The 18,529-nt window shown below is 66.8% G+C and carries 18 protein-coding genes; 6 read left to right on the top strand and 12 right to left on the bottom strand.

Annotated features, from left to right (window positions below):
* Positions 1-249: 249 nt before the first annotated feature.
* Entirely contained in the window at positions 250-1,395 is a 1,146-nt protein-coding gene (locus HUN07_RS06440; RefSeq protein WP_114718103.1) for an acyl-CoA dehydrogenase family protein, read from the bottom strand.
* A 124-nt stretch (positions 1,396-1,519) separates the two neighbouring features.
* Between HUN07_RS06440 and HUN07_RS06435 the strand changes: the two genes are divergently transcribed.
* Positions 1,520-2,131: a TetR/AcrR family transcriptional regulator gene (locus HUN07_RS06435; protein WP_114718102.1), complete on the top strand. Its 612-nt coding sequence runs from the start codon at positions 1,520-1,522 to the stop codon at positions 2,129-2,131.
* A 59-nt stretch (positions 2,132-2,190) separates the two neighbouring features.
* Here HUN07_RS06435 and HUN07_RS06430 read toward each other — a convergent pair whose 3' ends face one another.
* The 6 genes from HUN07_RS06430 to HUN07_RS06405 all read right to left on the bottom strand — a co-directional run bounded on the left by HUN07_RS06430 (position 2,191) and on the right by HUN07_RS06405 (position 9,121).
* Positions 2,191-3,651, bottom strand: a complete 1,461-nt coding sequence (locus tag HUN07_RS06430) for a glycoside hydrolase family 5 protein (RefSeq protein WP_114718101.1) — start codon at positions 3,649-3,651, stop codon at positions 2,191-2,193.
* A 118-nt stretch (positions 3,652-3,769) separates the two neighbouring features.
* Positions 3,770-5,323: a long-chain-fatty-acid--CoA ligase gene (locus tag HUN07_RS06425; protein ID WP_114718100.1), complete on the bottom strand. Its 1,554-nt coding sequence runs from the start codon at positions 5,321-5,323 to the stop codon at positions 3,770-3,772.
* A 33-nt stretch (positions 5,324-5,356) separates the two neighbouring features.
* Entirely contained in the window at positions 5,357-5,950 is a 594-nt protein-coding gene (locus HUN07_RS06420) for an RBBP9/YdeN family alpha/beta hydrolase (RefSeq protein WP_114718099.1), read from the bottom strand.
* 102 nt (positions 5,951-6,052) lie between these two features.
* A complete protein-coding gene (locus HUN07_RS06415; protein ID WP_174908608.1) occupies positions 6,053-7,108 on the bottom strand; it encodes a 3-keto-5-aminohexanoate cleavage protein in 1,056 nt (351 codons plus the stop codon).
* Between the two features lie 46 nt (positions 7,109-7,154).
* Positions 7,155-8,051: a TauD/TfdA dioxygenase family protein gene (locus HUN07_RS06410; protein ID WP_114722998.1), complete on the bottom strand. Its 897-nt coding sequence runs from the start codon at positions 8,049-8,051 to the stop codon at positions 7,155-7,157.
* A 95-nt stretch (positions 8,052-8,146) separates the two neighbouring features.
* On the bottom strand, positions 8,147-9,121 hold the full coding sequence (locus tag HUN07_RS06405) for a quinone oxidoreductase family protein (protein ID WP_174908607.1): 975 nt from the start codon (positions 9,119-9,121) through the stop codon (positions 8,147-8,149).
* 337 nt (positions 9,122-9,458) lie between these two features.
* Here HUN07_RS06405 and HUN07_RS06400 point away from each other — a divergent pair, with 337 nt between their 5' ends.
* The 4 genes from HUN07_RS06400 to HUN07_RS06385 all read left to right on the top strand — a co-directional run bounded on the left by HUN07_RS06400 (position 9,459) and on the right by HUN07_RS06385 (position 13,637).
* Entirely contained in the window at positions 9,459-10,487 is a 1,029-nt protein-coding gene (locus HUN07_RS06400) for an AraC family transcriptional regulator (protein ID WP_114722997.1), read from the top strand.
* A gap of 327 nt (positions 10,488-10,814) precedes the next feature.
* Positions 10,815-12,176 (top strand): MFS transporter, encoded by a 1,362-nt coding sequence (locus HUN07_RS06395; RefSeq protein WP_174908605.1) that lies wholly within the window; start codon positions 10,815-10,817, stop codon positions 12,174-12,176.
* Positions 12,177-12,216: 40 nt separating this feature from the next.
* Positions 12,217-12,993: a CoA transferase subunit A gene (locus HUN07_RS06390; RefSeq protein WP_174908603.1), complete on the top strand. Its 777-nt coding sequence runs from the start codon at positions 12,217-12,219 to the stop codon at positions 12,991-12,993.
* Positions 12,990-13,637, top strand: coding sequence for a CoA transferase subunit B (locus tag HUN07_RS06385; protein ID WP_114722994.1), 648 nt, complete (start codon positions 12,990-12,992; stop codon positions 13,635-13,637). Before HUN07_RS06390 ends, HUN07_RS06385 begins: the two co-directional genes overlap by 4 nt.
* 44 nt (positions 13,638-13,681) lie before the next feature.
* On the opposite strand, the gene HUN07_RS06380 is transcribed toward HUN07_RS06385, so the two are convergent.
* The 4 genes from HUN07_RS06380 to HUN07_RS06365 form a co-directional block, all read right to left on the bottom strand.
* Positions 13,682-15,328 (bottom strand): VWA domain-containing protein, encoded by a 1,647-nt coding sequence (locus HUN07_RS06380; RefSeq protein ID WP_174908601.1) that lies wholly within the window; start codon positions 15,326-15,328, stop codon positions 13,682-13,684.
* A 69-nt stretch (positions 15,329-15,397) separates the two neighbouring features.
* Positions 15,398-15,829, bottom strand: coding sequence for a type II toxin-antitoxin system Rv0910 family toxin (locus HUN07_RS06375; protein WP_114722992.1), 432 nt, complete (start codon positions 15,827-15,829; stop codon positions 15,398-15,400).
* A gap of 87 nt (positions 15,830-15,916) precedes the next feature.
* On the bottom strand, positions 15,917-17,569 hold the full coding sequence (locus HUN07_RS06370) for a solute symporter family protein (RefSeq protein ID WP_174908599.1): 1,653 nt from the start codon (positions 17,567-17,569) through the stop codon (positions 15,917-15,919).
* The gene (locus HUN07_RS06365; RefSeq protein WP_174908597.1) at positions 17,566-17,928 is read right to left on the bottom strand and encodes a DUF485 domain-containing protein; all 363 of its coding nucleotides are present in this window, start codon (positions 17,926-17,928) and stop codon (positions 17,566-17,568) included. Before HUN07_RS06365 ends, HUN07_RS06370 begins: the two co-directional genes overlap by 4 nt.
* A 68-nt stretch (positions 17,929-17,996) precedes the next feature.
* Here HUN07_RS06365 and HUN07_RS06360 point away from each other — a divergent pair, with 68 nt between their 5' ends.
* Entirely contained in the window at positions 17,997-18,158 is a 162-nt protein-coding gene (locus HUN07_RS06360) for a hypothetical protein (RefSeq protein ID WP_174908595.1), read from the top strand.
* Here HUN07_RS06360 and HUN07_RS06355 read toward each other — a convergent pair.
* Positions 18,133-18,495 carry a Rieske 2Fe-2S domain-containing protein gene (locus HUN07_RS06355; RefSeq protein WP_114722989.1) on the bottom strand — a complete coding sequence of 121 codons (363 nt, stop codon included), beginning with the start codon at positions 18,493-18,495 and terminating at the stop codon, positions 18,133-18,135. The genes HUN07_RS06360 and HUN07_RS06355 overlap by 26 nt on opposite strands.
* Positions 18,496-18,529: the final 34 nt, after the last annotated feature.

Raw genomic sequence — 18,529 nt, 5'->3', positions numbered from 1 at the left:
CCCTGGCCGACCTCGCATACGCCTTCTCCATCGAGAAGGATCGAATCGGGTACCGAAGCGGTGGCGACTCACACACTTTCGCCGGGGCGAACTTCATGTAGGGATACGACGGCCGACAGTGGCCCTCGATTGTCGCGGGGGGCCTCTTTCACAGGTGGAGAGGGACTCGCCGCCGAACAGGAGACACGCACTGGTGCCGGCCTCCCGATCCGCGGGGCGCACGAGCCCCACGGATCGGGAGGGCGAGGATCACAGCGCGAGATCGCGCCCGATGATTTCCTTCATGATCTCGTTGGATCCGGCCCAGATCTTCGTGACGCGCGCGTCCATCCAGGCGCGCGCGACGCGGTACTCGCGCATGTAGCCGTAGCCGCCGTGCAGCTGCACGCAGTGGTCGAGCACCTCGTTCTGCACCTGCGCCGACCACCACTTGGCCTTGGCCGCGTCGACGGCGCTGAGCCCGGCATCGGAGTGCTGGGCGACCGCCGCATCGATGTACGCCTGCGCCACCTCGATCTTCGTGACCAGCTCGGCCAGCAGGAACTTGTTGTGCTGGAACGAACCGATCGAGTTCCCGAACGCCTTGCGATCCTTGGCGTATTCGATCGTCTCCAGCAGGATCTGCTTGGCGTGCGCGACATTGGTCACCGCGGCGCCGATGCGCTCCTGCGGGAGGCGTTCCATCATCGCCACGAATCCCGTGCCGGGCTCGCCCAGCAGCGCGTCGGCCGGGAGACGGACGTTGTCGAAGAACAGTTCGGCGGTGTCGGACTCGGGCTGGCCCACCTTGTCGAGCTTGCGTCCCCGCTCGAAGCCCGGGAGCGACGCATCGACGAGGAAGAGGCTGATGCCCTTGGAACGCTGTGTCGGGTCGGTTCGCGCCGCGACGACCACCACGTCGGCGGTGTAGCCGTTCGTGATGAAGGTCTTGGATCCGTTGAGAATCCAGTCGGAGCCGTCGCGAACGGCGGACGACTTCAGATTGGCCAGGTCCGAGCCCGCAGACGGCTCGGTCATGCCGATCGCCGCCACCGCGTCACCGGACGCCATCCGCGGCAGCCACTGCTGCTTCTGCTCCTCCGACGCGAGGTCGACCACGTACGGCGTCACGATGTCGAAATGGATCCCGAAGCTCGACGCGAGGGCCATGTTGACGGCGGCCAACTCCTCGGTCGCGACCGCGTTGAACCGGTAGTCACCGGCCTCGCTGCCGCCGTAGACCTCCGGAATCTCGAGGCCGAGGATGCCCTGCTTGCCGGCCTCACGCCACACCTCGCGCGCGATCAGCTTGTTCTCGCTGTGGGACTCGACGTTAGGGACCACTTCCCGCGCCAGGAAGTCGTGGACCGCCGCGCGGAACTGCTCGTGATCGGCGGTGAAAACTGCTCTCTTCACTTCGTACCCTTTCCGACTCAACCTCCATCGGCTAAGCGCTCGCTTAGTTTGCGACGAGAGTGTGGGAAAGTCAATGCGGAAACGCCGACATCGGGTCGGCGGATGCGCCGGAGGTCGGAGACAGATGTCATCGCAATCAGCAGGACCGCGCGCGGACCGCCCCATCGGGGAGGCCGAGCAGCGGCTACTCGACTCCGCGCGCGACGCGTTCGCCGCGAAGGGCTACCACGGGACCAGCACGCGCGAGATCGCCGCGGGGGCGAACATGAGCCCCGCCGCGATGTACATCCACTTCCGGTCCAAGCAGGACGTGCTGGCCAGGCTGAGCCTCGAGGGGCACATCGCGGCGTACGCGGCCCTGCGCGCCGGCGCCGAGACCGCGGGATCTCCGACGAAACGCCTGCGTGCCGCCGTCTACGCGTTCGCTCACTGGCACGCCGAGAACCACAGGACCGCCCGGGTCGTGCAGTACGAACTCGCCGCGCTCGACGACGAGAACCACGCGCGGGTGGTGCAACTACGCCGGGACATCGTCGCCACCGTCCGTTCGATCATCTCGGACGGCACGCGTGACGGGGAGTTCGCGGTGGACAACATCGACGTCACCACCCTCGCGGTTCTGTCGCTGTGTATCGACACGGTGCGGTGGTACCCGTCCCGCGAGCTGCATACCCCCGAGTCGGTGGGCGCGTCGTTCGCGGCCTTCGCGGAACGAATGGTGAAAGCGGATGTGTGACAACACACATCCGCCCACCTCCTAAGCAATCGCTCAGGCCGAGCTCCATCCGAGTCGACTCAGCGGCTGCTCACCGAGTAGTCACCGTCGGCGTGTGCCGTGAAGCGCCAGCCGCCGTCCACCCGCGCAAGATCCACATCCGCGAGATTCACGGTGTCCAGTTGCGGCTGCTCGGCGCCGGGATACCACGCCTCCACCCGTCCGCGACCGCTGCCGGCGAAGCCCTCCGACGTGACGTCGGTCAGAGATCCGGGCGTCGCGCGCGGGTACGCCCGGGCCAGCGGAGTCACGAATCCGTCCACCATCCCCAGCGACCGGCCCGACGGGCAGTCGATCCGATTGAGGTTGCCCTGCGGCTTCTCGGTGTTGCCGTCGCGCACGGCGTGCGGATCGCCGCACGCCTGCGTCCACGACCACCACGCGCCGCCCATCCGATGCTCGTTCGTGGCGTCGACGAACCGGTCGACGGCGGAGGACTGCTCGTCGGGTTCACCGAACCAGCCCCATTCGCCCGTCCACAGCGGTGCGCCGTACCAGTCGGCTCCCGCGGCGGCGATCCGGAATCCGGTCTCCAGGGAGGGGAACTCGCTACTGACGGTGATCGACTGACTGTAGAGGTGCGGCGAGAACACTACGAGCGGATCGGCGAGGTAGTGACGCGGCGGGAGCGCGTCGATCCCGAACGCCGACCAGACGGCACTCGGTTCGAAGAAGATCAGGTGCGGAAAGCCGCCGGATTCGGCCTGCCGGATGGCCGCGATCGCGCGCTGGTAGAAACGGCCGATCTGGTCGGCGGCCGTGAACGGGTCCCGCAGTCCCGGGTTCGGCTCGTTGAGCAGGTCGTAGCCGGCGACCGCGGGCTCGTCGGCGAACTCGGCGGCCAGCCGCGCCCACGTCGCGACCAGGCGGCCCTGGATCCCCTGTTCGTCGTCGTAGAACGCCTGGAACGCGCGCGCAACGGCGGGTGACGCCTCGCGCAGTCCCCCGATGTTGCACGTCGTCCATCCGCCGGTCAGCGTGGCCCATTCCGGTGCGCCGTCCCACCCGATACCCGGCTCGAGCAACGGTGGGCAGGTCTGCCCGGCGGGGGTTCCGACGAACGGACCCCACGCGTCCTGATGCATGTCGAGCACGGTGTAGATGCCGTGGTCCTTCGCGTCCTGCACGGCGGAGCGGATCCGCTGGACGTAGGCCTGGTCGAACGCGCCCCGGGTCGGCTCCAGCGCCGACCACGACACGTTCAGTCGCACCACGTCGAACCCGAGCGTGGCCATCCGCGCGAAGTCCGTTCGATCCAGCGGAGCCACCGTCGGGAGGTCGGTTCCGTTCTGCGCGTAGTCGTTGAGCTGATTCACATTCGCGCCGCGCAGGAGCACCGTCCGACCTTCGACGTCCTTGATCGTCCGATCGTCGACCGTCAGCTGCGGAAGCGTCCACCCGTCGCCGAGCGGAGCCGCTTCCGCAGCCGGGACTGCCTGCAGGGTCAGAGCCGTCAGGGCAAGCAACAGCAACGCGCGCACGGTGAGCCTTCCTGTACAACCGTCCAAGTGCCCGAGAGCCTAGGCTCAGACCCTCCGTGCAGGAGTCTGAACCGTGAAACTCACCCTCAGGTAAGAGTTTTCGGACGGTTGCGGTTGCTCACACCAGTTCGCGCTTGAGGATCTTCCCCGTGCCGGTCATCGGGAGCTGATCCACGATCCGCACCTCGCGCGGGTACTTGTAGCTCGCCATCCGGTCCTTCGACCAGGCGATCAACTCGTCGGCCGAGATCCCGGAGCCCTCGTGCGGGATGACGTAGGCGCGGACCTCCTCGCCGTGGCTCTCGTGCGGCACTCCGATCACGGCCGCCAACGAGACCGCCTCGTGTGTCATGAGGACTTCCTCGATCTCCCGCGGATAGACGTTGAACCCACCGCGCACGATCATGTCCTTGGCTCGGTCCACGATGTAGTAGAAACCGTCGTCGTCGCGGCGGGCCAGATCGCCCGTGCGGAACCAACCGTCGCGCATCACCTCGTCGGTGGCCTCCGGCCGACCGTAGTAGCCCTTCATCACGTTGTGTCCGCGGATCGCGAGTTCGCCGACGGCGCCGATTTCGTCGACGGTGTTCCAGTCACGATCGACGAGGCGCACGTCGACGCCCCAGATCGGGATCCCGATCGATCCCGCTCGCGGTGCCTGCTCCGGATCGCTGAACAGGGCGACCGGTGAGGTCTCGGACAGCCCGTATCCCTCGAGGATCTGGACCCCGAATCGCCTCGCGAAGCGCTCGAGGATCTCCACCGGCAGCGCCGCGCCCCCGGATATCGCCTTGCGGAGGTTGGCGGCGATCCGGCCCACGTCGACCGAGTCGTCGACGGCTCCGAGCAGGCCCCAGTACATCGTCGGCACGCCCGCGAACATCGTGATCGACTCGCGCTCCATGATGTCCAGCGCCGCGCTCGCCTCGAAACGCGGGAGCAGCACGAGCGTCGCGCCCACCGAGAAACCGGCGTTCATGTTGATCGTCTGCCCGAACGAATGGAACAGAGGAAGCGTCAGCAGGTGGGTGTCGTGCAGGCTCGGGCTGCTGTCGAACAACCGGTTCGAGGCGATGGCGTTCATGACCATGTTCGACTGGGTCAGCTCGGCGCCCTTCGGCCGGCCGGTCGTCCCGCTCGTGTAGAGGATGACCGCAGTGTCCGTGGCTTCCCGCGCCACCGACTCGAACGTCGACGGCTGGTCGGGCAGCACCGTCGAGAGCGCGGTGATTCCCACATCGCTGCCGGCTGCGACGCTGCCGTCGCCGCCGATCACGAACATCGTTCGACACGAGGGCGCCTCGTCGAAGCCGTCCCGTCCGTACTCGCCGATCGGCAGATCCGGTCCGCCCTCGAAGCAGAAGTAGGCGACCGCCCCGCAGTCCTGCAGGTGGTAGGCGATCTCCCGTCCCTTCAGCAGGACGTTGAGCGGCACGACCACGGCGCCCGCCTTGAGGATCCCGTAGTAGACGATCGGGAACCACGGCAGGTTGGGGCAGGAGATGGCGACGCGGTCACCGGGAACGATGCCCGACGCGACGAGGAGATTGGCGACCTGGTTCGCGAGACCGTCGGTCTCCGCGTAGGTGAACCGGTCGTCCCCCAGCACCAGCGCGTCGCGGCTCGGGTACTTGCGGGCCGAGTCTTCCAGGAACATGGACAGATTGAGCATCGGGGCGTCTCTCTCGGGCAGCGGTCGTGAAGGTCAGTGGCTCGGCGCGGTCTGGACGCCGATCGTGGTGAACAGTTCGTCGAGAAGCTCGGTCGCGCGGGGCCATTCGCCGTAGCCCGAGGCGGGGTTGAGGTGTCCGACCTCGCCGAGGTCGACGAGACGGCCGCCCCACGCGTGTGCGAGGTCGACGACGACGGCGAAATCGGCCAGCGGGTCGTTGGTGCTGGCGGCGACGATGCTCGGGAACGGCAGCGGGCTGCGCGGCACCGGGTTCCAGCCGTTCGCCTCGAGGTCCGCCAGCGCCGGGTATCCGGCCGGCAGCGGGGTGGAGAGGTCCGACGGGGTGGCCAGGATCGCGCCCGCCACCGGGCGGTCGTGCCGGGCGGCCCAGTGCACGGTGATCATCACGCCGGCGCTGTGCGCGACGAGCACGACGGGGCCGTCGATGTCGGCCAGGACGGCGTCGAGCGCGGCCACACGGGCGTCGAGGCTGAGCTTGTCGTGCTCGAGCGGCGGGACGGTACGGACCTTGTCCAGGCCGGCGGCCAACAGGGTCTGCCAGTGGTCCTCGACGTGGTCACGCAGTCCGGGAACGATCACGACGGTCGGGGAAACGGAGCTGCTCAAGGCATTTCCTCCAAAAGATCTCGAGGCGGGCAGACGGAGCGGGGACGCCTGTGGGCGTCCCCGCTCCATCGAGAGGTGCTGTCGCAGACGTGAGACAGCGGGTCAGGAGTGCTGGGTGAAGCCGACCTGGCCGGGGCGACGGTTCGGGGCGTAACCGAGCTCGGCGAGGGTCTCGTCGGCGTTCGCGTAGGTGGTGCCGATCTTGTAGATGTCGCGAGCCTCCTTGCCCGTGGCAACCTCACGGCCGAGCTCCTTGGCAACCCGCACCAGCTGACGGACCTGCTCGGCCGAGGTGATCTTGACCTCGCCGCTCGGCGCCCACAGGTTGTCCTCGTTACCGCAGCGCGGGTGCAGACCCATCGCGATCGCCATCGTGTTCACCGGCAACACGCTGCGCATCAGCGTCTCCAGCGTCAGGCACGCGCCGTCCGGAACCCGATTGATGAACTGCATCATGTTGTACGGGTTCGGGCCGTCGAAGCCACCACCGATCGCCACCCAGGTCAGGTTCAACGGACCGGTGTACACGCCCCGACGGATCAACCGCTCCACCGTCTCGAGCTGCGGAATCGACGAAAGCTGGAAATGCGGCTGGATCCCCGCCGCCTGCAGACGACGCAGGTGCTCCTCGACCCACTCGGGGCCGGCGGGAACCGTCATCTCACGGTAGGTCGAGGCGAGCTCGGCGTTCTCCAGAGAGGTGCCCTTGATGTCACCCGGCGTCATCAACTCCATGATGTTCATCTGGCTGGTGTTGATCGCGATCGTGACCTGGTCCGGCTTCGGATCCAACTCGGCGAGCATGTGCCGGACATCATCCGAGAGCCACTTCGCATCCGCGCCTTCACCTTCCGGCGCGAACGAGATCGAACCACCGACCTGCAGGATCATGTCCGGCACCGCCTCACGCAGGCGACCGAGGAGCTCGTTGAACTTCGACAGCCGCTTGGAGCCCTTACCGTCCTCCTCACGGACATGGATGTGCAGCACCGTCGCGCCGGCCTCGTAGCAGTCCACCGCCTGCTGGACATGCTCGTCCATCGTCAACGGCAGGTCTTCGGGGAAGTCCTCCACCGCCCACTCCGGGCCGTACGGCGCGACAGTGATAACCAGCTTCTCCTGGTTCTCCGGGAACAGTGCGTCATCGTGGAAATGCATTGTGTAACTCCGTTTCTGGACAGATGTGAGGTAGGGAAAGCGGATATCAGAAAGTGCGGTCGCCGATGATCCCGGCGCGTTCCATCTTTCGAACGGCGGGCCAGTAGTCCTGGACCGCGTAGTGCTGGGTCGATCGGTTGTCCCAGATCGCGACGCTGTTCTTCGTCCACCGCCAGCGCACCTGGTACTCCGGGATCGTCGCCTGGCTCTGCAGGTACCGCAGCAGCTCACCGGCGCCCGGGGCGTAGTCGATGCCACACCGGACGTTGTCGGCGGTGTGGTAGTTCGTCAGGTGCGTGGTGAAGCTGTTGACGAAGAGGATCTTCTCCCCCGTCTCCGGGTGGGTACGGACCACCGGATGCTCGGCGTCCGGGAAGCGTTCCTTGAGCTCGAGGCGCCTCTCCATCGGCAGTCGCGCGCCGAACGACGCCTCGATGCTGTGCCGCGCGCGCAGCCCCTCGATCCGCTCCTTGACTCGCTCGGGCAGCCGCTCGTAGGCCAGAGCCATGTTCACCCAGATCGTGTCTCCACCGACGGCAGGGCCCTCGACACAGCGGAGGACGCACCCCATCGGAGGATTCACACGCCACGTCGCGTCACAGTGGAAGGAGTTCTCGAACGCCTCCGGCGGGCTGTCGAGGTCCTTGTAGATCTGCACGAGACCGGGATGATCGGGGTCGCTGCCGACCACCGGATGGTCCTCGAGCGAGCCGAAACGCTCCGCCAACGCGACGTGCTCGGCCCGGCTCATGTCCTGATCCCGGAAGAAGAGCACCTTGTGCTTCAGCAGCAGCGACCGCAGTTCGGCGAAGAGGTCGGCGTCACGGGACACATCGGCAAGGTCGACACCGTGGAGTTCCGCACCGATGCTGCAGGTCAGCGGGCGGGCGTCCATGGGCGAGACGGTCGTCCGGGCTCCTGGCGCAAGTTCGACAGTGGTCATGGCACTCTCCTGTACAAGCTGGAAGTGGTAGGTCGTAGCGCCGTCACGTGCTACGTCGGCACGCCGAACGACGTTGGCTGAATGGGTTTTTCAGGTCAGAACGAGAACACCGAAGAACCGATGCTCTTGCCGGACTCGAGGTCTCGATGGGCCGCCTCGGCCTCTTCGAGCGCATAGTGCTGGTTGATCTCAATGGAGATACGGCCGGCGGCGACATGGCCGAACAACTCGTTCGCCAACTCGGCGCGCTCCGCCGGATCCGCAATGTAGTCGGCCAGTGCCGGGCGGGTGACGAACAACGATCCCTTGACCGCCAACTGCATGGCGTTGATGGGCGGGATCGGTCCCGATGCGGTGCCGAACGCGACGAGCAGACCGCGGCGTGCCAGCGAGTCGAGCGAGGACTCGTAGGTCGATTCACCGATGCTGTCGTAGACGACCGGTACACCCGCGCCGTCGGTGAGCTCACGCACCCGCTCGGCCACGTTCTCACGCTTGTAGACGATCACCTCGCTGCAGCCGTGCGCCTTGGCGACAGCCGCCTTCTCGTCGGTCGACACCGTCCCGATCACATTGATGCCCAGCAGCTTCGCCCACTGGCAGAAGATCAGTCCCACGCCTCCCGCTGCGGCGTGCAACAGGACCGTGTCACCGGCCTTCAACGGGTAGATCCGGCGCAGCAGGTACGACGTCGTGAGCCCGCGCATCGTCATCGCCGCGGCGGTCTCGAACTCGATTCCGTCCGGCAGTGCGATCAGATGCTCGGCCGGCATCACGCGTTCGGTGCTGTACGCACCCAGCGGGCTGCCGGTGTAGGTGACCCGGTCACCCTCCTGGAAGCCGGAGACGCCCTCGCCCACGGCCTCGACGACGCCGGCGGCCTCGACACCCATACCGGCCGGGAGTGCGGCCGGGTAGAGGCCGGTCCGAAAGTAGGTGTCCGCGAAGTTCAGGCCCACGGCCTCGTGCCGGATACGCACCTCGCCGGGGCCGGGATCGCCGACCTCCACCGTCTCCCACTTCAGGACTTCCGGACCACCGGTTTCGTAGAAGCGAATCGCCTTTGCCATTGCTATCTCCTTGTTCGCGAGTTCGTCCGAGTGGACGAACTCGCACACACGGCTGCCGGATCTTCTGGACCGCAACCTTTTCGAACATGTACCCCGCCTCCCCGGGGACGATCCATGCCGTCCCGGTTCGACTCGGCGCTGGAACCGGAACTCGGTTCCGATGTGATTCAGCTGACACGACAGTATCGACTCGGAGGGCATCACACTTACCTCTCAGGGACATATTTCTTGTCATTTCGGGACAACCGGGATTCAGACCACACCGTCCGTGACACGTGACCCGCCGCACACTTACCCTTGCGGGGCAGTCGGGCACAGTCGAGACGAGGTGACAAGCGTGGCCAGACCCCTCGCGCGATATGCCGCGTTGACCGGATACATCGAGGTCAGCCGGACATTGGGCATCGATCCGGTCCAACTCCTGCGGGCCGTCGGCCTGGATTCGGCCAGCCTCGACCTCCAGGATCGGTGGATTCCGGCATCGTCCGTCGCTCGCCTCCTGGAATTGTCGTCAGCGGCGACCGGGCGCCAGGATTTCGCCCTCAAACTCGCCGAGCGCCGCCGGTTCTCCACACTCGGCCCCCTCAGCGTGAGCATCCGGGAGGAACCCGACGCACGCAGCGCACTTCGCATGCTGATCCGCTACCAGCACATGTACAACGAATCGCTTCACATCCGCATGTCGGAGAAGGACGGGCTCACCGCGATCAGGATCCGGATCGAACCCGGTGAACCGATGATCGTCCGACAGGCAGTCGAACTGGCAGTGGCGGTCACCCACCAACTGCTCCGCAACATGCTCGGCGAGCGCTGGCGCCCCGTGTCGGTCTGCTTCGACCACACCCGGCCGATCGACGATTCGACGCACCGACAGATGTTCGGCGCACCACTGACATTCGACAACGACTTCAGCGGAATCATCACCTACACAGCCGATCTGAACGAACCCAACCGGATGTCCGACCCGCACCTTCGCTCGTACGCGCAACAGTTCCTCGACACTCTGACGACGCCCGAGGAACCCACGATCGCCAACCGTGTGCGCGAACTCGTCGAACTTCTCCTACCGACCGGCCGGTGTTCCATCGACCAGGTTGCGCGCAGCCTCGGCGTCGACCGCCGGACGGTCCACCGCCACCTCGCGAAGTCGGGGCAGACGTTCTCGTCCGTGCTCGATGCCACGCGAACCGAACTCGCGAATCGCATGGTCAGCGGTCAGCGGTACTCGTTCACCGAGATCTCGGAGATGCTCTCGTTTTCGACGCCGAGTAGCTTCTCGCGATGGTTCCATCAGCAATTCGGCGTCAGCCCACGCGAATGGCGCAGACAGTCCCTCACGCCGGCGGAAGCGCCGGCAAACGGCTGACAGCGCGCGACAAATCCGACATCTGTCCCGAAATGCAAAGAACTGCGTCCCCGAGGGATAACCACGAACCGCCAAGTCCGGATAACGTGATCTGCGCCACCTTTCAAGCGAGCCGTATCTCGCATCACATCCATTTCGACCGCCGTGAAACGAGTGCCGCCATGACCACGAACCCCGAGCCGACACCCCCTCCGGCGATCGACCGTATGCAGCAGCTGGCGGCTTTCGAGTCCGCAGCCGATACCGCCGCTCCCGTGCCCCCGCCGACGTAACCGTCCGTCGTCGCGCACACCCGCCTCCACCACTCCTGTCGCTTTAGGAGCACCCATGGGACTGCCTCCCACTCTGACCGACCAGCCGGTCGAAAGCACCAACGCACCGCACACCGAGACCGTCGACTCCGGACGTAGCAATCGCCGCAGCCGGATGTACCCGTGGATCGTGGCCGGCCTCGCCTTCGCGTTGCTGCTGTCGGACTACATGTCCCGACAGGTCCTCAGCGCTGTCTTCCCGATGCTGAAGGCCGATTGGTCGCTGTCCGATTCCCAGCTCGCCTCGCTCACGAGCGTGGTTGCTCTGATGGTCGGGCTCCTGACCTTCCCGCTGTCGCTGCTCGCCGACCGGTGGGGACGAGTCAGAAGCCTGGTGCTGATGGCCGTGATGTGGAGCATCGCAACCCTGTGCTGCGCGATCGCGTCCAACTTCGAGCAGATGCTGGCGGCGCGGTTCTTCGTCGGGGTGGGCGAGGCCGCATACGGCAGCGTCGGTATCGCGGTCGTCCTGAGCGTGTTCTCCCCGCGTCTGCACTCGTCGTTGAGCGGCGCCTTCATGGCCGGCGGATCCTTCGGTTCTGTGGTCGGCGTCTCGCTCGGTGGTGTAATCGCCGTCAACGTCGGGTGGCGCTGGTCGTTCACCGCGATGGCTGTGCTGGGACTCATCCTCGTCGCACTGTTCCGGGCCGTGGTCACCGAGTCCCGGCTCGCAAAGTACGCCGTGCACGACGAACCCGTCGCCCCGTCCGACGGCTCCGCGCCGTCCGCCCCGGTGATCCGGGTCCCCGTGTCCACGCTGTTCACGAACCCTGCCGTGTGGTGTGCTTACCTCGCCGGCGGATTCCAGATGTTCACCGCGGCCGTCCTGCTGTCGTGGACGCCCAGCTTCTTCAACCGGTACTACGGTATGGCGCTCGACAAGGCGGCCGGGGTCGCCGCACTGTTCGTCCTGTTGGTCGGCACGGGAATGGTCGTGTGCGGCATGATCACCGACCGGGTGAGCCGTAACAACCCGGCACGCAAGTGGATGACCGCAGTCGCGTTCTGCGTCATCTCACTCGTGGCGCTCGGTGTCGCCTTCCGGTTGGGCACCGGCGCACCCCAGCTGATCCTGCTCGGCATCGGCGCCTTCTTCTCGGCCGGCTGCTCGGGCCCGACTGCGGCCATGGTCGCCAGCCTCACCCACGAATCTGTCCGCTCGTCGGCACTCGGTACACTCACCATCGCCAACAATGTTCTCGGATTGGCGTTGGGCCCCTTCGTCATCGGCATCCTCGCCGATCGACTGGGACTTCTCGAGTCCCTCAGCCTGGCCCCGCTCTTCTACATCGCTGCCATCGTCGCGCTGCTCGTCGGCAAGCGCCTCTACCCGGCAGGAATGCGCAAGCTCGCATCGCAGAGCACTGCGTCCGCCTGACCCAGCGACCACCGAGACAGTCGGAGACGGAAAGGTACTCATGACCAAGATCTACGCATCGGCGGCCGACGCTGTCGCCGACATCCCGTCCGGGGCGTCCCTAGCCGTCGGTGGGTTCGGACTGTGCGGAATCCCGGACGTGCTGATCGCCGCCCTCGCGGCACACACGGCAACGGACTTCGAGGTGTTCTCGAACAACTGTGGAACCGACGGGCACGGACTCGGGATACTCCTCGAAGACAGAAGGATTCGGCGCGTCACAGCGTCCTATGTCGGGGAGAACAAGGAGTTCGCACGGCAGTACCTGTCCGGTGAACTCGAGGTGGAGCTGACCCCGCAGGGCACCCTCGCGGAGAAGCTCCGTGCCGGCGGCGCCGGAATCCCGGCCTTCTTCACACCGTCCGGGGTAGGCACGCCGATCTCCGAGGGTGGGCTGCCGTGGCGGTACGCCGCCGACGGTTCCGTCGCGATCGCCTCTCCCCCGAAGGAGGTTCGCGAGTTCGGTGGCGCCTTCGGCAGCAAGCAGTTCGTGCTGGAGGAGTCCATCGTCGCCGACTTCTCATTGGTGCACGCCATGGTCGCGGACACGGAAGGCAACCTCGTCTTCAACAAGGCCGCGATGAACTTCAACCCGCTGGCTGCGATGGCGGGCCGGGTGTGTATCGCGCAGGTGGAGGTCATTGTCGAGGCCGGCGAGCTCGACCCCGAGCAGGTACATCTGCCGGGCATCTACGTCGACCGCATCGTGCATATCGGACAGCAGGACAAGAAGATCGAGAAGCGGACCGTCTCGGCCGTGAAGGAGGACGCACGATGACCGCAGTCGTGGAGACCGTCGGGTGGACCCGCGAGCTGATGGCCGCGCGTGCCGCGCAGGAACTGACCACCGGTGAATACGTCAATCTCGGCATCGGTCTGCCGACCCTGATCCCGAACCACCTGCCCGACGGCGTCGAGGTCACCCTGCACAGCGAGAACGGCGTCCTGGGCACCGGCCCCTACCCCACCGAGGACGCCGTCGACGCGGACCTGATCAACGCCGGCAAGGAGACCGTCACCGTCAACGACGGTGCGTCGTTCTTCGACTCCGCTACCAGCTTCGGCATGATCCGCGGCGGTCACATCGACACCGCCGTGCTGGGCGGGATGCAGGTCTCCGCCACCGGCGACCTGGCGAACTGGATGGTGCCCGGGAAGATGGTCAAGGGCATGGGCGGCGCGATGGATCTCGTGCACGGCGCGCGCCGGGTCATTGTGCTCATGGAGCACACGGACAAGGAAGGCTCGTCGAAGATCGTCGAACGGTGCACGTTGCCGCTGACTGGGCGTGCGGTGGTGAACCGGATCATCACCGACCTCGCGGTGATCGACGTGACCGAGTCCGGGCTGGTTCTCGTGGAATGCGCTCCGGGGGTCGACGAGGAGCAGGTTCGCGCCGCGACGGACGCGCCACTCGCGTGACGTCAGGGTGGGCGGCGATCCCTCGCCGCCCACCCTGCGCGCGTTCAGCTCGTGGCGCGACTGCGCATCGCGTCGACGAAGACCCCGGGGATCTCGGCCGGGGTACGCGCGATGTGGCTGGTTCCGCCGGTCGCTGCCGAGATCTTCTGCAGGACCGCCGCATCGGCGTCGTCGGTGATGCCGATCGTGACGATGATGACCGGACGCGCAGGATCCTGCTCCCGCTTCAACGTCGCCAGCAATTCGTCGAGCGAGATGCTCGACGGATCCTCGTTGGCGCCGTCGGTGAGGAGGATGACGCTGTTGATCGCGCTCGGGTCGTACCCCTCCTTGACGTTCCGGAACGCCGCGAGTGTGGTGTCGTAGAGCCCGGTCCCGCCCTTGACCAGAGACGGCAGCATCCGGACGGCGTCGGTCATCCGCTGCCGGTGACTCACCCCGTCGACCATCTCGTCCATCCGCCGGATCGGCGCCAGTTCCTTGTAGTCCTTCCCGTTTCCGCCGAGCCCGATCGAGAACGCCCACAGACCCAGCTGCGCGTTGTCCGGGAACAGCATGGCGCCGGTCTCACTGGCCTGCACCGTCAATGCGATCCGGGTGTCGGGGCCGGCCGTCTCGGCCATCGAACCCGAGACGTCCTCGACCACCAGTGCGCGCGACGGCAGCGCCAGCACGGCGTAGCGCCGGAGCACCTGGGCCGTGGCGGCGGGATCGGAGACGGTCAGTACGGTGGCCTCCCCGACGCCGCGACCGGCGTCGAGCGGAGCCCGATCGGGTCCACGGAACCCGCTCTGCGACAAGGCGACCCGTCCCGATTCTGTCCCCATCACCTCGGCCAGCGCGACTCCGGCCGCTCGCGCGTCGGCGTGCTCGGTGCCCGATGCCGTCGCCACCACCGGGTAGTCGAGGAACACCGCACCCGTGTTCGGGACCGTCACCGCCAGCTTCGTCGGCGCGTCGTCCTGGTTGTGCGCCGCCACCTGCTGTTCGGTAGCGATCGCGATGCCGCCGTCTGCGGTGACGGCCGCGAACCGCGCGGAGGCGTCGGTCTGGTGCATGTTGGCGGCCTGCGCCTGTGCGATCGGGACGAGTGCGCCGGGCACGGCGTCGGCGGCGACGGTACCGGCGGCCGCCTCCGAGAGCGCCCCGACGATGGGCGCGACCGAGACGCTGCTCGTCAGCGGATCACCGATCCGCAGCCCGGGCAGTTGCAGCGCGCTCGTCCACGTCGCGAAGAACGGCATTTCCGACTCGCGCGCCGCGATGACCACCGGAGTGGCCGCGACGGATGTGGCCGCGACGTCGAACAGGGTTCCCGTTCCGCTGCTGGCCTTGGCGACCCACTGCGTCGAATCCGGAATCCACAGATCCGGTCCGCCCTGCTGTCCGGGCGCCCCGAGCGGATCCATGCCGGACGCCGCTTCGATTCGAAAGCTGCGGCAACCGAGGTCCTCCGCGGACGCCTCGGTGGTGACGGCGGTGAGCACGGGGGCGATCGACGGGTCGGCCGCCACCACGTACTCGGTGGTCGAGTCGCATCCGCCGCCGCCCAGTCGGTCGAATACGAAGTAGCCGCCGGCGCCCACGACGACCAGCGCGGCGAGACCGACCGCGCCGTACTTGACGACGGGCGATGTCGATTTCGATTTCGATTTCGATTTCGTGCGCGACGCGCTGTGACGACCGGCCATGGCTTCGAGACCTCCAGGGAAAGCACAGGGAGCGCTGGTGGGCGGGGTGAACGGACGGGTACCGCCGAATCAGGCGTACAGGGTGACGAACTTCTGCAGGGAGCTTTCGATGTCGCCGCGCAGCGCCTTCGCCACGCCGGAGCCGATGGGGCCGAACAGTGGCGCACCGCCGAGATCGATGTCGAGGGCGACCTTGGCACCCGCGGCCGCCTGATCGACACTCAGGACCAGCCCCAGCTTGACGCCGCCCTTGCCGTCCCCCTTCAGGACCAGGCTGCGTGGCGGGTTGTACTGCTTCAACGTCCACTTCACCCGATTGCGCAGTCCCTTGACCGTGACGACCGAACTGATCGTGGTGCCGGCGCTCAGCTCGGCGGGCAGTTCGCTGCGCCATCCCTCGTGGATGCTGAGCCACTGCTCGAATCCGTCGAGATCAGACGCCTTGGTCCACGCGTCCTCGGGACTCATGGGGACGTCGATCGACACCTTCAGCTTCGCCATTGACGGATCGTAACCAATCAGAAAGGTGACGTACACGACAGCTGTGCCTCGTGCCGCGAGCGCGACACGAGGCACAGCGGGGTGGAACTAGTGCGAGACGGCCTTCTCGACGCCGACGCCGGTGAGCGAGCGGACCTCCATCTCGGCCTGCTTGAACGGGTCCTCGAGCTTGTTGCGGCCGACGTAGGTGCCGACGATGCCGAGGACGAACGCGAGCGGGATCGACACGATGCCGGGGTTGGCCAGCGGGAACCATGCGAAGTCGGCGTCCGGGAACATCGACGACTTGGCACCCGAGACCGCCGGGGAGAACACGATGAGCAGCAGGCAGCTGATGAGTCCACCGTAGATGCTGAACAGCGCGCCGGTGGTGTTGAACTTCTTCCAGAACAGCGAGTACAGCAGCGTCGGCAGATTCGCGGAAGCGGCGACCGCGAAGGCCAGGGCGACGAGGAACGCGATGTTCTGCCCCATCGCGAGGATGCCGAGGACGATCGCGACGACGCCGATGACCACCACGGTGATCCGCGAGACCCGGACCTGCTCCTCCTCCGACGCCTTGCCGCGCTTGATGACGCTGGCGTAGATGTCGTGCGCGAACGATGCGGACGCGGTGATCGCCAGTCCGGCGACGACGGCGAGGATCGTCGCGAACGCGACCGCGGAGATGATGCCGAGGAAGATCGTGCCGCCGAGTTCGAAGGCGAGCAGCGGCGCCGCCGAGTTCTCCTTGCCCGGGGCGGCGAGGATCTTGTCCGGGCCGACCATCTTCGCGGCGCCGTACCCGAGGACGAGCGTGAACAGGTAGAACGCGCCGATCAAGCCGATCGCCCACGTCACCGAGCGCCGGGCCTCCTTCGCGGTCGGCACCGTGTAGAAGCGCATCAACACGTGCGGCAGACCCGCGGTGCCGAGGACCAGCGCGATGCCCAGCGACAGGAAGTCCAGCCGCGACATGTCGCTGATGCCGTACTTGGCACCGGGCGCGAGCACGTCCCGGCCGGCGACGGCCTCGTTGGCCGAGCCGTTGACCATGTTCTGCGCGTCGGCGAGCAACTGCGAGAAGTTGCCCTTCACCGCGAACAGCACCAGCACGAACATGATTCCGGCGCCGGCGATGAGCAGGACGGCCTTGACCATCTGCACGTACGTCGTGCCCTTCATGCCGCCGATCAGCACGTACACGATCATCAGGACACCGACCACCGCGACCACGACCGCCTGGCCCGCGAAGTCCTTGATGTTCAACAGGAGTGCGACCAGTCCGCCCGCGCCGGCCATCTGGGCGAGCAGGTAGAACAGCGAGACGACGAGCGTCGACAGCGCCGCCGCCATCCGCACCGGTCGCTGCTTCAGCCGGAAACTGAGCACGTCGGCCATCGTGAAACGTCCTGTGTTGCGCAGCAGTTCGGCCACCAGGAGCAGCGCGACCAGCCATGCGACGAGGAAGCCGATGGAGTACAGGAAGCCGTCGTAGCCGTACACGGCGATCGCGCCGGCGATACCGAGGAACGACGCCGCCGACAGGTAGTCGCCGGCGATCGCGAATCCGTTCTGCGGGCCGGAGAACTGGCCGCCGCCGGTATAGAAGTCCGACGCCTTCTTCGTGGTCCGACTGGCCCGGATCACCAGCGTCATGGTGCCGACGACGAACGTCACGAAGATCGCGATGTTGAACAGCGGGTTGCCGACATCGGCGGCCGGTGCCGCAGGCGCCGCCTGGACGAGGGTGGTGATCACTGTGCCGGTCCTTCCAGTTCCTCGCGGATCGCTGCCGAGCGCGGATCGAGTTCCCGGTTCGCGAACTTCACGTACAGGGCGGTGATGACGAACGTCGTCACGAACTGGCCGAGGCCGAGCACGATGCCGAGGTTGACGTTGCCGAAGACCTTGGTGGCCATGAAGTCCGACGCGTACGTCGCGAGCAGGACGTACACGAAGTACCACGTGAGGAAGAACGCGGTCATCGGGAAGACGAAGCGCCGCAGGCGGCGTCGCAGATCCTGGAACTCGGGGCTCGCCTGCATCTCGACGAAGGCCTGCGCATCGGGGGCAGGCCGTTGCGGCGGCGCTCCCGAGCTGAGATCTGTTGTGGTCACTGCGCGCTCCTAGTTCGTGCGGGGTGTGCGAAGCGACGCTAGTGAGAGCCAGGTCACAGGAGAAGCATGTGGCGCCAGTCACACGCCGAGCTGTCGGCGTGTGCGCCGAACGGTCGCCCGGGCGCGACGAACGGCGGGGCGCCGCGCGCCACATTGCCATCGGCATCGCGATCAGCACCGCGCTCGGTGTCGTCACCGCGGCGCTCACCACCAGGCGTTGGAAGCCCTGACCGGCCGACCGGTCGGCGCAGCGTCGGACTTCTGCACGTACAGCAGGCCCTCCCGCTCCTCCGTCGTCCACGCGCGGATCGGGAGGAGCTTGGGCGAGCCGCCGACGCACTTCCCCTTGCCGTTCCAGCGCCAGAGATGGGCCGGGCAGTCGATGTTGTCGCCGACGACCCGGCCTCGGCTCAGATCGGCGCCCATGTGCGGGCAGCGCGAATCGAGGAGGTGGATGACGCCGGCGCGGTCGGAGAAGGCCACGAGGTCGGTGTCGAATGCCCGCACGGCGTGCGGCTTGCCGTCGCGATAGTCGTCGGCCGATCCGAGGCAGTACCAGTCCGACACAGGGTCTCCTTCTTCCGGGCGTGCACACCCGAGC

The sequence above is a fragment of the Rhodococcus sp. W8901 genome (assembly GCF_013348805.1).
GTDB lineage: Bacteria > Actinomycetota > Actinomycetes > Mycobacteriales > Mycobacteriaceae > Prescottella.
Note: the sequence above shows the minus strand (reverse complement) of the source record. Positions and strands in the feature narration are given on the sequence as shown.

Excerpts from the sequence above, each read along its gene's own strand:
- HUN07_RS06425 (WP_114718100.1), bottom strand. The coding sequence starts at position 5,323 with ATGCTCAATCTGTCCATGTTCCTGGAAGACTCGGCCCGCAAGTACCCG.
- HUN07_RS06395 (WP_174908605.1), top strand. The coding sequence starts at position 10,815 with ATGGGACTGCCTCCCACTCTGACCGACCAGCCGGTCGAAAGCACCAAC.
- HUN07_RS06405 (WP_174908607.1), bottom strand. The coding sequence starts at position 9,121 with ATGGCAAAGGCGATTCGCTTCTACGAAACCGGTGGTCCGGAAGTCCTG.
- HUN07_RS06435 (WP_114718102.1), top strand. The coding sequence starts at position 1,520 with ATGTCATCGCAATCAGCAGGACCGCGCGCGGACCGCCCCATCGGGGAG.
- HUN07_RS06415 (WP_174908608.1), bottom strand. The coding sequence starts at position 7,108 with ATGCATTTCCACGATGACGCACTGTTCCCGGAGAACCAGGAGAAGCTG.
- HUN07_RS06410 (WP_114722998.1), bottom strand. The coding sequence starts at position 8,051 with ATGACCACTGTCGAACTTGCGCCAGGAGCCCGGACGACCGTCTCGCCC.
- HUN07_RS06390 (WP_174908603.1), top strand. The coding sequence starts at position 12,217 with ATGACCAAGATCTACGCATCGGCGGCCGACGCTGTCGCCGACATCCCG.
- HUN07_RS06385 (WP_114722994.1), top strand. The coding sequence starts at position 12,990 with ATGACCGCAGTCGTGGAGACCGTCGGGTGGACCCGCGAGCTGATGGCC.
- HUN07_RS06375 (WP_114722992.1), bottom strand. The coding sequence starts at position 15,829 with ATGGCGAAGCTGAAGGTGTCGATCGACGTCCCCATGAGTCCCGAGGAC.
- HUN07_RS06380 (WP_174908601.1), bottom strand. The coding sequence starts at position 15,328 with ATGGCCGGTCGTCACAGCGCGTCGCGCACGAAATCGAAATCGAAATCG.